This window comes from Neorhizobium sp. PAMB6630 (assembly GCF_058242775.1).
Genome location: NZ_JBZAYV010000002.1, coordinates 1,068,777 through 1,084,441, shown reverse-complemented (window position 1 = coordinate 1,084,441; position 15,665 = coordinate 1,068,777). Strand labels below are relative to the sequence as shown.

Below are 15,665 nucleotides of genomic sequence, written 5' to 3'. Positions count from 1 at the left end.
GCACAAGCGCGCCACTGGTATAGCGGGAAACGCATGAAGCGCCTATATCGGCAGCGACCTTGCGAACGGAACGAAGAATGACAGAGATTGCAGCGGATATGGACCAGCCAGGCGAACCCCAGACGGCCCGTCGCGGCAAGTCGCTGACGGAAATGGCCTATGCGAGCCTGCGTGAGCGGATCATCACCGGTGATATGCCGCCGGGCATGGAAGTGTCCGAACCGGAACTCGCCGAGCAGCTTTCCGTGAGCAAGACGCCGGTGCGCGAGGCCTTGGCGCGGCTCTGCGTCGAAGGTTTCATGGAAGCCTATCCCCGCCGCGGCTACCGCGTGACGCCGGTGACGGTGAAGGACATGAACGACCTCTTCGCTATCCGCGAAATGCTGGAGGGATCGGCGGCAGCTCTCGCCGCTGAAAACCTGACGGCTGAAGAACTCGATGAACTGGATAGGCTGGCCGACGTCAACTACGAGTTGGGCGAAAATGCCAGCGTGCGCAGTTTTGTCGAAGCAAACCAGGCGTTTCATGCCGCCATCGCGCGGGCCTCGCGCAATCCGCGCCTGCATGCGCTGGTCATCAGCCATCTCGAGGAATGCGCCCGGCTTTTCTATATGGGCGCCCGCATGCGTGACGTGAACCCGGAAACCAACCGCGACCATCACGAGATCGTCGAGGTCTTGCGCAAGCGCGATTCTGATGCGGCGCGCGTTGCCATGGTGCGCCACAACGAAAACACCCGCGTCGGCATTTTGACGGCGCTCATTTCCAACGGCCGCTCCGGCCTGACGCTCTAGCCGTCCCCGTCGGACCCCATGGACAAGGCAGACGATGACCGATCCGATCCGTGAACGCGTGCTTTTAACCCCGCAGCAGTTGCAGGCGATGCGGCTTGCCGGCCATGACATCACCATCCTCGCCGTCCACTCGGTCAACCCTTACACGGGCCAAAAATATTTTACCGGCAAGCGCATCGAAGGCGCCATCGATACTGAGGCGTACCGGGATTTCCAGTCGCCAGCCTCGCCAAGCGCCGGCCAGCGTCCTCTGCCCCGTATCGAGGATTTTCAGGAGAAGGCACGCGCCTGGGGCTTAAGGCACGACAACACAATCGTGGTTTATGATGCCGACCGCAGCATGACGGCGGCGCGCGCCTGGTGGGTGCTGCGCTGGGCGGGATTTTCCGATGTGCGCGTTCTCGACGGTGGTTTTCCCGCCTGGCTTGCCGCCGACCTGCCGGTCAGCGACACCGAAACGCAACCGGAACCCAGCACGGTCACGCTGACGGGTGGCCACATGCCGCAGTTCGGCCCGGACGAGGCGCTCGATCTTGCCCGCTCCGGCGTGCTCATCGATGCCCGCATCCGCCCGAACTATATCGGCGGGGTGGCAGCAACCGGCCAGCCGCCGCGCGGGCATATTCCCGGTGCCCTTTCTGCCCCTGCCCCCGATAATGTGACCGATTACGGCAATTTCACCGAGAGCGACACGCTGCGCGCGATGTATGGCGCGCTTGGCGCCGATGGCACAAAGCCGGTTGGCGTCTATTGCGGCGCCGGCATGTCGGCGGCCCATTCGGTGCTGGCACTTGCCGCCATTGGCATCGAGGCTGCCATGTATCCCGGTTCCTGGTCGCATTGGGTAACGGACCCGGACCGGCCGGTGGTGACCGGGGCGCTGCCTGAATAAGCGGCGGAACAGGCCATCGCAGTGCTTAAATTCAGTAAATTCATTCGGTAAGAGAGTATAAAATAGGCAAAACATGCTTCCTGGATAGGAAGCAGGCATGCGACCTTTACAGGCTGTGAACCCATGATATATTTCGTGGAATATCACAGGGAAATGACAGCTTTTCCCCGGCCACCGGCCTTGGCGCACACCCTCAAGGCTTCACACAACAGGAAGGATGCATCACAAATGACCGTCTGGAAGCAGTTTGCCACTCTGGGATTGATGGTGCCGCTCCTTGCGGGCGCACTCGACGCCCAGGCCCAGGACCAGTCGAAAACGCTGGTCGTCGCCGTGCCGTCCGATCCGGTGGCGCTTGAGCCCGGCACCAACAAGGCCGAGCCCATCGGCAGCGAAATCATCCTCAACGTGTTCGATACGCTGGTCGCCTGGACTGCGCCTGATTTCACCAAGGTGGAAGGCCGCCTGGCCGAAACCTGGACCGTGTCTGCCGATGGCAAGGAGTTCGATTTCAAGCTCCGCCCCGGCGTCAAGTTCCATGATGGCACCGATTTTGATGCGGCCGCGGTGAAGTTTTCGCTGGAGCGCACGAAGAAGAGCAATTCCTATGTGCAGGCCACGTTCGGCCTGATTTCCGATATCGCGGTCGTCTCGCCGACGGAAGTGAAGATCAGTCTCGCGCAGCCTTACCCCGCGTTCCTGTCCATCCTCGCTCAGCCGCAGGCCGCCATCGTCAGCCCGGCTGCCGTTGAAAAATTCGGCGACAGCTTTGCCAAGAACCCCGTGGGCACCGGTCCCTTCGTGTTCAAGAGCGCGCAGGCCGATACCAATGTCGTTCTGGAGGCCAACCCCTCCTATTTCCGCGGCGCGCCAAAACTCTCGCGCATCGTTTACCGCGTCATTCCGGATGCCTCCACGCGCCGGCTGGAACTTGAAAACGGTGGCGTCGATGTCGTCCAGCAGCAGGGCCAGCTCTCGGCGATTGCCGCCGAAGACATTGCCTCGCTGAAGAAGAACAAGGATGTGCAGGTTCTCGAAGCCTCGAGCCAGATCATCCGCCAGCTGGAATTCAACAATTCCAAGACGGACGGTCCGTTTGCCGATGTGCGCGTGCGCAAGGCGATTGCCAGCGCCATCGATTACGATGGCCTTCTCGCCGGTGTCTTCGGCGGCACGGCCGAGCGCGTTTATGGTCCGCTGACCACGAACAGCTGGGCCTTCGATCCGAAGGTGAAGGAGCTTGCACCGAAATACGATCCGGAACTGGCGACAAAACTTCTGAAGGAGGCCGGCATCGATCCGACCAGCCTCACCATCAAGCTCTACAGCTTCCAGGGTCCGCTCTGGGGCGCGGTTGCCACCTTCGTGCAGGCAAACCTGGCCGATATCGGCATCAATGCGACGATCGAGCAGACCGAATTCCCGGCCTATCGCACGCTGCAGACCGCCGGCCAGTTCGATGTGGCGCTTGATGGCCGCCAGCCCTGGTACAATGACCCGGACGCGCATATCACCATCGGTTACCTCTCCTCGCTTGCCAATACGGCGATGACCTTCCGCATGCCTGAAGACAAGGATCTCGATGCGCTGATCCTGAAGGCACAGCAGACGGCCGACATGGAAACCCGCAAGAAGCTCTATTTCACCGTGCAGGAAGAGATCATGAAGCGGGTGCCGGGCGCCTATCTGTTCAGCCCCAAGCTCATTGTTTATGCCCGCTCCAACGTGAAGGGCCTCGTCATCAACAGCGCCCCGCCGCTCAATGAGTACTGGAGCGTGTCCAAGGGTTAAGTTACCTGCGATACGACAGACCGGATGCGCCGTCTTCTGATGGCGCATCCGCAACAGGAGCGGCAGCGAGCCCATGCTGAACTTTCTTCTGCGCCGGCTGATCGGACTGATCCCGGTGCTATCAATCGTGCTGGTCATCGCGTTTTCGCTGGTCCGCCTCATCCCCGGTGATCCCGCCGTGACCCTGCTCGGCCCAGGCGCCACCTCCGAGCAGATCGCAGCGCTTCGCGAGCAGCTGCATCTCGACCGGCCGGTGTTTTTGCAGTTTACCGATTATCTCGTCGGCCTTGCCCATGGCGATCTCGGCCTATCGCTCAAAAGCGGCGAGCCGGTGCTGCATGAAATTCTGGCACGCCTTCCCGCCACCATCGAACTGTCGGTGCTCGCCGTTCTCGTCGCCATTCTTGTCGGCATTCCGCTTGGCGTTCTCTCCGCCGTCAAGGCCAACACGCTGTTTGATCACACCCTTCGCGTCGTCTCGCTGATGGGCGTTTCGATGCCGGCCTTCCTGTTGGCGCTCGTGCTGCAACTGATCTTTGCCACCCATCTCGGCTGGCTGCCGGTGTCGGGCCGGCTCGATGCCTATCTGACCGTTGAGCCGGTCACCGGCTTCATCATCCTCGACAGCCTGATTGCCGGCAACCCGGCCGCAGCACTCAGCGGCCTTGCGCATCTCGTGCTGCCGGTCACGGTTCTCGCGCTGTTTCTCGCCGCCACGCTTGCCCGTTTCGTGCGCAACACCATGCTGGAGGTGATGGGCGAGGATTTTATCCGCACCGCCACCGCCAAGGGTCTGCATCGCCATCAGGTGGTGCTGAAACACGGGCTTCTCAATTCCCTGATGCCGGCGCTCACCGTGATCGGTTTGAAGTTTGCCGAAATGCTCGGCGGCGCGATCCTCACCGAAACCGTGTTCTCCTGGCCCGGTATCGGGCGCTACATGTTCGAGGCGATCAAGAACCGCGATTATCCGGTCATCCAGGGCACGACGCTGGTGTTTGCCCTGCTCTTCGTCACCACCTCGATCATCGTCGATCTGCTCTATGGCGTGCTCGACCCCCGCATTCGCCGGAGGATGGACTGACCATGACCGAGACGATCCTCTTTTTCCGGCACAACCGGCTGGCGCTTGTCGGCTTTATCATCCTCGTCGCGTTGCTGCTTCTGGCCTTCGTCGGCCCCTTCGTCAGCCCCTATACGCCAACCAAGCTCGACATTCTGCACAAGCTCGAAGGACCAAGTGCCGCCCATTGGCTGGGAACCGATTCCTTTGGCCGCGATATCCTCACCCGCATCATGTATGGCGGGCGCGCAACGCTTGCCATCGGGCTTGGCGTCGTCGGGCTTGCCTTCGTCATCGGCGTGTTTTTTGGAACGCTCGCCGGGTATGTCGGGGGATGGACGGACACGGTGATCATGCGCATCGTCGATGCGATCCTCTCGTTTCCGGCGCTGGTTCTCGCCATCGCGCTTGCCGCCGCCTTCGGCCCCAGCCTTCAGAATGCGATGCTGGCCGTTGCCATCACGCTTGCTCCGCAATTTGCCCGCGTCGCGCGTGGACAGGCGCTCGCCATTTCGGTCAAACCCTATGTGGAGGCCGCCGTTTCGCTTGGCCTGTCGTCGCGGCGCATCCTCCTGCGCTATATTTTGGCCAATGGCATCGGCCCGCTTCTGGTGCAATCGACGCTCGCGCTCGGCAGCGCCATCCTGCAGACGGCAAGCCTTGGTTTTCTAGGGCTTGGCGCGCAGCCGCCGCTGTCGGAATGGGGAGCTGATGTGGCGCTCAACCTGCAATATGCCAGAAGCGCCATCTGGGTGGTGCTGGCGCCGGGCGGCGCCATTCTGCTCGCCGTCCTCTCCTTCAACCTGATCGGTGACAGCCTTGCCGATTGGTTTAATCCCCGCCGCCGCACGCAGATCAACTGAGGCCTCCATGGCAGAAGAGACCCTGACCATTGCGCTCGAAAAGGTGGATTTCCTGCCGCCGACGCGCGTGACCGACGATACCAGCGTGCTGACGCTGAAAAATCTGGTGTTCGAACCGTTGCTGAAATGGCGTGACGGGAAGGTTTTGCCGGCGCTTTTTTCCGGCTGGTCGCGGGATCACGAAGGATGCCACTGGCAGTTCCGGATCCGCGACGGCGCCCGGTTTCACGACGGCAAACCCTGCACGGCCTCCGACATCCTCGCCTTCATCGACGGTATTCTGGAGGCCGTCGACACGTTTGGCATGAAATGGTCTTATGCCCGTTATCTCGCCGATGCGACCCTTTCCGCCCCCGATGACCACACGGTCAGCCTCAGCAATCCCCGGCCGATTGCCGATATCCTCGATATTTTCTCCGAATTCTACATCTGCCGCATCGCGGCTGATGGCACGCCCACGCTTGGCACCGGCCCTTTCCGTGTCACGGATTTCGAGCCCAGAAGGCGAGTGACACTGGAAAGGCTCGACGCCACCGCTGCGCCGCAGAGGATTGTGGCATTGGCCGAACCTTCTGCTGAAGAGCGGCTTTCGCTGCTGAAACAAGGGGTGGCAGACGCCTCGCTTAATCTCGAGCGCATGCACGGAAAACCGGATTTCGATCCGGCCTTTGACTGGGGTCAGGCTGAAAACACCCTGTCGGTGATGTATTACCTCAATTGTTCGACAGGGCTATTTCGCCACCCGCAGGCGCGGCTCGCCGTCAACCATGCCGTCGACAGACAAGCCATCGTGCGGGACATTTTTCACGGTCTGGCCATTCCCGCATCTTCCGTCGTCAGCCCCTTTCACCTCGGCATGGCCTCGGCCAAACTGGAGCCGATCGCCTATGATCCGCAAAAGGCCCGTGCGCTTCTGGAAGAGATCGGCGCCATCGGCGCGCGCATCTGTCTGCGCAGCCCCACCTTCATGCCGGAGCGGGCGCCTGAGATCAGTGCCTTCGTGGCGCGATCGCTTGAGGCCGTTGGCCTCGTCGTGGATGTCGAAATCGAGGAGGATCGGCCCGAATATGCCCGCCAGATCGGCCGCAAGGAAATGGGCGACATGGCGATCTTCGATTCCTCGCCGCACAGCACCTATCGCATCCTGAACGACAAAATTTCAAGCGTCACGAAGGCTGTGTGGTGGCAGGGGTTCGATGATCCGCAGACCGAGCAGTTGATTGCCGCGGCAAATGCGGCGGTCGCGCCGGAAGCCCGCGAAGCAGCCTATGGGAAATGCCTGTCGCACCTCAGGGACAACCCGCCCTGGCTCTACATTACCCATCCCATCGATGTGTTTGCAGCCCGCAAAGGCCTGAGCGGTCTGTCGATTGACCACAAGGGCACGCTTGTCGTCGCCTGATCCGGAGAAAGCTTATGACCAGAGATTATTCGATCACCTTCTTCTATTACGACGACATCCATGCCGTCATTCCCTTCTACGAGGAGGTGCTCGGCTTCGAGCTGGTGCTCGACCAGACCATGGCGCGCATCTATCGCATCGCGCCCAACAGCTATTTCGGCATTGTCGATGGCAATCGCGGCCACCTGAAGCACCAGCCGAAAAGTGCCGTGCTGCTCACCATCGTCAGCGAAGAGGTTCAGGCCTGGCATGACAAGCTGTCTGCCGCAAAAGTGCCCGGTCTTTCGGATATGCTGCGCGGCACGTTCTGCGAACATTTCTTTTTCGAGGATCCCGCCGGTTATGCCATCGAGATCCAGCGTTTTCACAATCCCGACGTCGCCAAACTTTTCCGCTGAGGTCTGCCATGCATGATGCCCTTGATCGTCTGCGAACGGAGGCCGTCGCCACGGCGGCAAGCACCGTGGTTCATGTCCTGCCGGACGAGGGGCCGCAGGGCCGGCCTGTTTCGCTGATCGAGGGTTTCATCCCGCTTCTCGTCAATTTCACCGATGAGGACAAGGCGGCCAAGGGCCTGCGCGTGTTTGCGGACGGTGCCCCGCCCCCCGTACCGCAGCACTTTTCGGCCGTGGAAATGCTGCGTGACCACGCCCTGCTGCTCCTCACCGGCGAGAGCGGCGCCGGCAAGACGAGCTTTGCCCGCCACCTTGCCTGGCAGATTGCCTCGCGAGAAAACGCGCCCCGCATGATCGTCCGCAACGAGGCAGGCGATACCGCGCCTGAAATGTTCGACATCCAAAACCTCGTGCCGCTGGTGATCGACGCGCAAGCGGGCCTGACGCTTGAAACGCTGATCGAGCGCCGCCTGCCCGGCCTCTGCACCCTCCTCGACAGCGACGCCTGGCGCGACGGCGATACCGGCTTGCTGCTGATTGTCGACGGCATCGACGCCCTTCAGGCGGCGGGGCCGCAGATGATCGATGCGGTGCGGCAGTTTCAGGCCACGACACCTCATGTGCGCGCTCTCCTTCTCGGCGACAGCCGCATCGTGCGCGACTGGCCACTGCCCGCCGATCTGCCGCGGTATGAATTGTTGCCGCTTCTTGCCAGCCAGCGGCGGGCGGGCGCACCCGAAATGCCGCCAAGCCTGCGCTCAAGCCTGACCGCCAACCCGGCTCTCTTCGGTGCCCGGATGGAAATCCAGCCGCAGACGGAGCCGGACAGCGAACAGGCTCTGGCCGATGCCTGGGCGGGCGGGGTCGCCCGGCAGCTCGGCGTCGATCCGATGGTGGTGACGCGTCATGCGCTGGCGTATGTCACAGGCGATGGTTTCGAACAGAATGACGCGATCCTGCAAAGACTGCAGACGCTGGGCCTCCGGTTTTCGACGCTGCTGGCTGCAAACGAGCTTCATCTTCATCCGCCGGCAGAGGCAGTAGCGCTCTACCGCGAGAACCCGCAGGCCTTCGAGCCGCTGATCCAGAACCTTGCCCGCCGGCTGCTGGGGAGCGGCCGGCCGATTGCACCGCTGATCGAGCCTCTTCTGGCTGGACCCGATGACATGCCGTTCCACGGCGCGTTGCTCGCGGCCGAATTTCTGGAACAGGCGCCAGAGCTTCGCCAGCACGTGCTGCCGCTTCTTCTGTCGGTTGTCGAAGAGGGCCGCCTCTCGGCCTATCGCCGTGAACGGGCCGCGCGCACGCTCTCGTATTTCGGTGATCCGCGCGATCTGCAGGCGCTTGCCGATATCCCCGGCGGCACATTCACGTTCGGATCGGCAACCCATCCGAATTCCGCACCCGCCCATCCGGTCACCGTAGAAGCGTTTCGCCTCGGTCGTTATCCCGTCGTTAATGCCGATTACGCCCGCTTCATCGCAGAGACCGGGCGGCCGTGGAAAAGCCCCGAGGCGCACGACCCCGAGCGCCGCAACGCGCCGGCAACCGATCTCACCTGGCATGATGCGAACGCCTACTGCGCCTGGCTGACGCTGCGGTGGCGCGCCGAAGGTCGGATCGAGCCGCATGATGTGGTGCGCCTGCCCACCGAACCGCAATGGGAACGGGCAGCCCGCGGCGACCAGCCGGATGCCGGCGACGAGACCATCGTTTATCCCTGGGGCACGGTGTTCGAAGAGGATGCCTGCAATTCGGAGGAAGCCGGGTTCAACCGCACTATTGCTGTCGGGTTGTTTCCCAAGGGGCGCTCCCCCTTTGGCTGTTTTGACATGGCTGGCGAAGTCTGGGAATGGACAACGACGCTCTGGGGCGACGACATGACGACGCCCTCCTTCCGCTACCCGTACGCAACCGATGGGCGGGAAGACCCGGACGCTGGCCCGCGTATCCGTCGCGTACTCCGGGGCGGATGTTTTTCGAGCGGAAAACTCAAGGCCTGCACCACCTATCGCGGCAGCCTTGAACCGGATGGCTACTGGCGCGGCAACGGTTTTCGCGTGGCCGTCTCGCAGCATTCGCCTTGATGGGGCGGCGGCGCAAGGACTGACGCAGAGCCCCGCAGGCACGTTTCACCGAACGGCTGGCGATCGAGATGCTGCCCTGAAGACATGAACCGCATTCAGGAAAGGGCAAAGGTTTGCATTGATCTGTAAATCCTGCGGCCGCGTCGGCGGCCGTCTTGCCGACCAGATCCTGCCTAAAATGCGTTGCCATATCGGCAATGAAAGAAACTAAAAATTCTTCTTTCTTAGAACGCTTCCTTCCCGCATCATTTCCCCCAGTGCCAGAAGGCATACGGCGTGACCGGTCACAGTCGCGCTCCAAAAAGGGGAACCAGATGTCCAATTTATCGATGAACCGGCGCGGATTTCTCGCCGGCAGCGCCGCTGCGGGCACGCTTGCAGCCACCTCAAGTCTCGTCAGCATCTCCAGCGCCCGCGCCGCCGATGCAACGATCCGCATGCAGCTCGGCTGGCTGGCTTCCAACGGAATTCTGGGCGAAGTCGTCGCCATGAAGAAAGGGTTCTACAAGGATGCGGGTATCACGCTCGACATCGTGCCCGGTGGCCCGAATGTCGATGGCGTGGCAGGCGTCGCAGCCGGGCAATCGACGCTCGGACAGATCTCGTCGAGCCCGTCGGTCATGCTGGCCCGCTCTGCCGGCATGCCGGTGAAAGCCATTGCAGCCGGTTATCAGAAGCACCCGTTTGCTTACTTCTCGCGCAAGGGCAAGCCGATTGCCTCGCCGAAGGACATGATCGGCAAGACCATTGCGACGCAACCGACGGCCTTCATCCTGCTGCGGGCGCTTCTCGCCAAGAACGGCATTGCGGAAGACCAGGTGAAGATGGTCAACATGGGCTCCGACATGAACCAGCTGATCACCGGTCAGGCCGATGCCGTAACCGGCTGGCTCACCAATACCAGCGCCCTCAAGGTGCTCGGCGACGACCGTGTCGATCTCATGTTGTGGGATGGCGGGCTGCAGCTTTACGCCAACGTTTATTACACCACGGACGCCCAGCTTTCCAAGCATTCAGACGAGTTGACACGTTTCCTCGGCGCCACGGCCAAGGGCTGGGGTTATGCCCGCGATCACCAGGAGGAAGCCGTGTCGCTTCTGGTGGAGGCCTACCCCAATCTCGACAAGGCGAACGAACTGGAGGCGATTGGCCCGTTGATGAAATTTGCCTTCAACGATGTGACGGCGAAAAGCGGCTGGGGCGCCATGAATGCTGACAACTGGAAGGCCCAGCTCGGCGCCTATGCCGATCTCGGACAGTTCAAGGGCTCGGTGCCGACTGTCGATGACGTCATGAGCCTGGCGATCCTCGACGCCACCGCCGACATCCGCAAGCAGGTGGGATAACCGTCATGGCAGCCGGTCTTGCAAAAGAGCACACGCCCATGGACGCGGCTTTTTGCGCGCCTGCCGTTTCCATCCGCAATCTCGACATCCGTTTCGGAAGCGGCGCATCGCAATTCACGGCACTGTCAAAAGTGTCCGTGGATATTCCGCAGGGCGGTTTCGTCACCATGCTGGGTCCATCGGGTTGCGGGAAATCGACGCTTCTGCGCTGTGTCGCTGACCTCGTGCCGATCAGCGGCGGCTCCGTTTCGGTCAACGGGCAAACGCCAAGGCAGGCGCGGGAAGGCCGCGATTTTGCCTTTGTCTTCCAGGAGGCAACGCTTTTGCCCTGGCGAACTGTGATCGACAATGTGCGCCTGCCGCTCGAAGTCGGCCGGCATGGTCCCGGCAGTTCCTATGCCGATCCTGCGCAACTGCTGGACATGGTCGGCCTCAAGGGACGCGAAAATGCCCTGCCGGACGAGTTGTCCGGCGGCCAGCGCCAGCGTGTGGCGATTGCAAGAGCGCTGGTGACGCGCCCGCGCATCCTTCTGATGGACGAACCGTTCGGCGCGCTCGACGAAATCACTCGCGACAAGCTGAACGAGGAATTGCTGCGCCTCTGGCAGGAGACCGGAACCACCATCCTCTTCGTCACGCACTCCATCCCGGAGGCCGTGTTTCTCGGCCAGCATGTGCTGATGCTGCAATCCCATCCGGGCCGCGTGAAGGAGTTCCTGAAGGTGGACCTTCCCTTCCCCCGCTCGCTGAAGATCCGCGATACGCTGGAATTCGTGAAGATCACCGCACATCTGCGTGCCCTTCTGGAGGAATGCTGATGAGCGACATTGCACCCTCCACGAAAATTGCCGCCGGCGATGCGGATATGTCCGGGCGTCAGGATGCGCCGCTGCCGTTTGGTGTTTACCTGCAGAAGGGCGTGATGAACTGGCTTGCCAACCGCTGGCCGACGATCACCGCGGCCATCGGCTGCATCGTGTTGTGGCAGTCCGTCATCACGGTCTTTTCTGTGCCGACCTTCATGGCACCGGCCCCGCTGGAAGTGCTTGCCGCACTTCGCGACAATGCCGGCGTGCTGTGGACGAACCTGCTTCCGACCCTGATGGAAGCCCTGGCAGGTTTCTTCTTCGGCAATCTCGCGGCCATCCTGCTTGCCGTCTGGTTCGTTCACAACAGCAATGCGGAGAAGGCCTTTTATCCGATCGCCGTCTTTATCAAGTCGATCCCGATCATCGCGCTTGCACCAATCCTGGTGCTGATCTTCGGCAATGGCGTGGCACCCAAGATCATCATTGCCGGCCTGATCTGCTTCTTTCCAACGCTGGTCAACATGGTCCAGGGCCTGCGGTCGGCAAGCCCCGCCATGCTGGACCTGATGCGCGTTCTTTCCGCAAGCCAGATGGAAATCCTCTGGAAGGTCCGCCTCCCGGCCTCCATGCCCTTTCTTTTTGCCGCGCTGCGCATCGCTGCCACCAGTTGCGTCATGGGTGCCATCGTTGCCGAGTGGATCGGATCAAGCTTCGGGCTCGGGGCGCTGATCATCGAGGCCACCTACAATTTCCGCTCGCCGCTGCTCTACGCCACGGTGATGATTGCAGCAGCCCTTGCCGTCACGCTGTTTTCCATCGTGTCGCTGGCGGAAAAGAAAATCGTCCGCTGGAAGACCAGCAACCACTGACGTTATAATCGACAGGACATCAGCCATGACATTGACAATTCACCGACCCGCGGCCGACGTCCCGGTCGTCGACAGATCCAACGTGGTCGTCGTCGGCGGCGGACCGGCTGGCATCTCGGCCGCAGTCTCGGCGGCACGCAACGGCGCCTCCGTTACCCTTCTTGAGCGTTATCCCTATCTGGGCGGTCTTGCCTCCGGTGGCATGGTGCTGGTGCTGGATGACATGACGAACGATCACGAGGTCACCGTGCGCGGGCTGTGCCTGGAAATGATCGAGCGGATGCAGAAGAAGGGCCTGTGCGTCACGCCCGATGCGAAGGACATGCAGGACCATATCCGCGCCACGCCGGAGGCCTGGCGCCGCTGGTCACGCTGGGGCCTGTTCGACTTCCACACCCAGACCATGCCGCATCCGGTGTGCTTTTCCGCAGCCTTCGATCCCGATGCCTTCAAGGGCACGGCCTATGACCTGATCCGCGAGGCCGGCGTGAAACTTCGCACCCACAGCTGGTTCTCGCACACCATCGTCGAGGATGGCGTGGTGAAAGGAGTGGTTTGCCAGACCAAGGCCGGTCAGCAGGCGATCATGGGCGATGTGATCATCGATACCACCGGCGACCTCGACGTTGCAGCCAATGCCGGCGCGGCGCATATCGAGGACAATTTTCTCCTGACCACCGTGTCGCGCTGGGGCGGTGTTGATACCGACGCTGCCGAACGCTTCGAGCATGAGGAGCCGGAACGCTTCAAGCGACTGGACCATGAGGCCAAGCGCCTGATCGGCGGTTGTTGGTCCTTCTGGTGGCTGAAGACGCCGCTGCCCGGTGTTATCTGGCTCAACTGCCCGCATATGCCCAAGCTCTCCGGCCTTAGTGTCGAGGACCTGACGACGGCGGAAATGGAAGGGCGCACCCGCATCGGCAAGCTCTTGGATTTCGCCCGCGAACAGCTGCCGGGTTTCGAAAAGGCCTATGTGGTGGATTTTGCGCCACAGACCGGTGTGCGCCAGACGCGCCTGCTGCAGGGCGACTATGTGGTGACCAAGGACGATGTGGCAAGCCGAAGGCATTTTGAGGATACCGTCTGCCGCGGCCGGGATTACTACACCCCCTACCGGGCCATGCTGCCACGCGAAATCGACCAGATCCTGGTGGCCGGCCGGCATTATTCCGCCACGCCGCAGGCACAGAAATCGAGCCGCGAAATCCCGCCCTGCATGGCCATGGGCGAGGCTGCCGGTGTCGCTGCCGTCGTCGCGCTAGATGCCGGCGTTACCGTGCGACAGGCCGATATAGGCCAGATTCGTAAAAGCCTGCGTGCGCAAGGGGCAGATCCCGGCGACAGGCCGTCTGCCAATGCATCATTCCTGGAGGCTGCCGAATGACCACCCTTCCCCTCGACGGCATCCGCGTCATCGATTTCACCCAGGTCATGCTCGGCCCCTGCTGCACCCAGACCCTAGCCGATTACGGCGCAGAGGTGATCAAGATCGAGAAGGCGAAAATCGGCGACCTGTCGCGCTGGTCGCTGGGCTTGGATCCGGACGGGCTCAACAACCCGGTATTCTGCTCGCTCAATCGCAACAAGAAGAGCCTGGCGCTGGATCTGAAGCAGGACGCCGTGCTGAAGGGCATCCTCGACCTGATTAAGGATGCCGACGTGGTGGTCAACAATTTCCGGCCCGGCGTGATGGAGCGCATGGGACTGGGCTACGAGACGCTGAAGACGCTCAACCCGCGCCTGATTTTTGCCGTGGGAACCGGCTTCGGCCTCGAGGGTCCCTATCGGCACAAGGGCGGCCAGGACATTCTGGCCCAGGCGCTGACGGGTTTGATGAAGCGCAAGAGTGACGAGGCCCATCCGACCTCGATCTATGCAACGCCGCTGGCCGATTATGCCGCTGGGATGCATCTGGCCCAGGGCATCCTGCTGGCGCTGTTGCATCGGGCCAAGACCGGCGAGGGCCAGCAGGTCTCGGTCAGTTTGTATTCGTCGATGATCGCCCTGCAGATGCAGGAGGGGGCCGCCTGGATGATGCGCGAGAAAAAGCTGAACTGGGGGGCCTTTCCGTTGACCGGCTGCTTTGCCACCACCGATGGCGAGATCGTCATGGTCGGCGCCTTCAAGCAGAACCCGTTGCGCGATATATGCGCCGCCCTGGAGATGGAGGACCTCTCGCTCAAGCCCGATTTTGCCGATTTCGACCGGCAGATGACCAATCGTTCGGCCCTGCAGGCCATCTTTCACCACCGCTTTGCACAAAACTCCAGTGCCCATTGGTTGAAGCGGCTGGAGGATGTCGATATCCTGTGTGCGCCGGTGCGGACGCTGGCCGAGGCCCTGGACGACGAGCAGACCCGCATCAACGGCATGGTGCTGGAGGCTGGCGAAACGCCGGCCGGGCCCGTGCGGCTGGTGGGATCTCCCATAGCGCTCTCGGCCGCGCCCGTGACGGTGCGCCTTGCGCCGCCGACGCTTGGTGAGCACAATGCGGAGTTCTTTCCATCCACGCCTGAGGCCTTAAGGGGTGACGCCGCATGAGCGTGCTGTTGGAGATCCGCGAGCGGGTTGCCCGTGTCACCCTGAACCGGCCTGAGCGGATGAATGCGGTGGACGCGGCAACCGAAGAGGCGCTCGAGGCGGTGTGGCGTGAGATCGAAGCGCGTGACGATGTCAGCTGCGTTGTGCTCACCGGGGCGGGTGAAAAGGCGTTCTGCGCCGGTGCCGACCTCAAGGGCGGCAGCGGTAAATCCGGGTTGGATTACTGGGCCTTTGCTCGCCCGGCCGGTTTTGGCGGCATCGCTTTTCGTCGGTCTCTCGACGTGCCTGTCATTGCCAGGGTCAACGGCTTTGCGCTGGGTGGCGGTTTTGAAATGGTGCTCGGCTGCGACATCGTCATCGCCTCCGAGAATGCAAGGTTCGGACTGCCGGAAGCCCGCGTCGGGCGTATGCCGCTGGATGGCGGCATGGTGCTGTTGCAGCGCAAGATCCCTTTTAACCAGGCCATGGGCGTGATGTTGAGCGGCCGGCAGTTTTCGGCAAGCGACATGGCGCGTTTTGGCATCGTGAACGAGGTTGCCCCGCGTGAGGAACTGGACGAGGCGGTCGAACGATGGGTCGCCGATCTGCTCGCCTGCGCGCCGCTATCCCTGCGGGCGATCAAGCAGACCGTCAACCGCACCGCGCATCTTTCACCGGCCGAAGCCCAGTCTCTGCGCACACCCGCGCTGGTTCGGGCGCTGCAGAGCGAGGATGCCAGCGAAGGTGTGCGGGCTTTCCAGGAGAAACGGGCCCCCATCTGGCAGGGTCGCTGACTTTCTGTAGATTAAGGGCCGAAACACCCCAAGGAAGGCC

Annotated in this window: 14 protein-coding genes; all 14 read left to right on the top strand. The window is 62.1% G+C overall.

Features of this window, described 5'->3' with window-relative positions:
- The first annotated feature begins 77 nt into the window (after nucleotides 1-77).
- The 14 genes from AC4CWF_RS23720 (at nucleotide 78) to AC4CWF_RS23655 (ending at nucleotide 15,625) form a co-directional block, all read left to right on the top strand.
- Nucleotides 78-794 carry a GntR family transcriptional regulator gene (locus AC4CWF_RS23720; RefSeq protein WP_491286053.1) on the top strand — a complete coding sequence of 239 codons (717 nt, stop codon included), beginning with the start codon at nucleotides 78-80 and terminating at the stop codon, nucleotides 792-794.
- A 34-nt stretch (nucleotides 795-828) separates the two neighbouring features.
- Nucleotides 829-1,686, top strand: coding sequence for a sulfurtransferase (locus tag AC4CWF_RS23715; protein ID WP_491286051.1), 858 nt, complete (start codon nucleotides 829-831; stop codon nucleotides 1,684-1,686).
- Nucleotides 1,687-1,914: 228 nt separating this feature from the next.
- Entirely contained in the window at nucleotides 1,915-3,477 is a 1,563-nt protein-coding gene (locus AC4CWF_RS23710) for an ABC transporter substrate-binding protein (RefSeq protein ID WP_491286048.1), read from the top strand.
- A gap of 73 nt (nucleotides 3,478-3,550) precedes the next feature.
- The gene (locus AC4CWF_RS23705) at nucleotides 3,551-4,561 is read left to right on the top strand and encodes an ABC transporter permease (protein ID WP_491286046.1); all 1,011 of its coding nucleotides are present in this window, start codon (nucleotides 3,551-3,553) and stop codon (nucleotides 4,559-4,561) included.
- Nucleotides 4,562-4,563: 2 nt separating this feature from the next.
- Nucleotides 4,564-5,403, top strand: coding sequence for an ABC transporter permease (locus AC4CWF_RS23700; RefSeq protein ID WP_491286044.1), 840 nt, complete (start codon nucleotides 4,564-4,566; stop codon nucleotides 5,401-5,403).
- Nucleotides 5,404-5,410: 7 nt separating this feature from the next.
- Nucleotides 5,411-6,805: an ABC transporter substrate-binding protein gene (locus AC4CWF_RS23695; protein WP_491286042.1), complete on the top strand. Its 1,395-nt coding sequence runs from the start codon at nucleotides 5,411-5,413 to the stop codon at nucleotides 6,803-6,805.
- Nucleotides 6,806-6,819: 14 nt separating this feature from the next.
- The gene (locus tag AC4CWF_RS23690) at nucleotides 6,820-7,203 is read left to right on the top strand and encodes a VOC family protein (RefSeq protein ID WP_491286041.1); all 384 of its coding nucleotides are present in this window, start codon (nucleotides 6,820-6,822) and stop codon (nucleotides 7,201-7,203) included.
- Nucleotides 7,204-7,211: 8 nt separating this feature from the next.
- Nucleotides 7,212-9,287, top strand: a complete 2,076-nt coding sequence (locus tag AC4CWF_RS23685; protein WP_491286039.1) for a formylglycine-generating enzyme family protein — start codon at nucleotides 7,212-7,214, stop codon at nucleotides 9,285-9,287.
- A gap of 314 nt (nucleotides 9,288-9,601) precedes the next feature.
- Nucleotides 9,602-10,633 carry an ABC transporter substrate-binding protein gene (locus AC4CWF_RS23680; protein ID WP_491286037.1) on the top strand — a complete coding sequence of 344 codons (1,032 nt, stop codon included), beginning with the start codon at nucleotides 9,602-9,604 and terminating at the stop codon, nucleotides 10,631-10,633.
- A gap of 5 nt (nucleotides 10,634-10,638) precedes the next feature.
- A complete protein-coding gene (locus tag AC4CWF_RS23675; protein ID WP_491286035.1) occupies nucleotides 10,639-11,451 on the top strand; it encodes an ABC transporter ATP-binding protein in 813 nt (270 codons plus the stop codon).
- A gap of 104 nt (nucleotides 11,452-11,555) precedes the next feature.
- Entirely contained in the window at nucleotides 11,556-12,311 is a 756-nt protein-coding gene (locus tag AC4CWF_RS23670; protein WP_491287784.1) for an ABC transporter permease, read from the top strand.
- Nucleotides 12,312-12,336: 25 nt separating this feature from the next.
- Nucleotides 12,337-13,695, top strand: a complete 1,359-nt coding sequence (locus AC4CWF_RS23665) for an FAD-dependent oxidoreductase (RefSeq protein WP_491286033.1) — start codon at nucleotides 12,337-12,339, stop codon at nucleotides 13,693-13,695.
- Nucleotides 13,692-14,852 carry a CaiB/BaiF CoA transferase family protein gene (locus tag AC4CWF_RS23660; protein ID WP_491286031.1) on the top strand — a complete coding sequence of 387 codons (1,161 nt, stop codon included), beginning with the start codon at nucleotides 13,692-13,694 and terminating at the stop codon, nucleotides 14,850-14,852. Before AC4CWF_RS23665 ends, AC4CWF_RS23660 begins: the two co-directional genes overlap by 4 nt.
- Nucleotides 14,849-15,625 (top strand): enoyl-CoA hydratase-related protein, encoded by a 777-nt coding sequence (locus AC4CWF_RS23655; protein ID WP_491286029.1) that lies wholly within the window; start codon nucleotides 14,849-14,851, stop codon nucleotides 15,623-15,625. Before AC4CWF_RS23660 ends, AC4CWF_RS23655 begins: the two co-directional genes overlap by 4 nt.
- Nucleotides 15,626-15,665 lie beyond the last annotated feature (40 nt).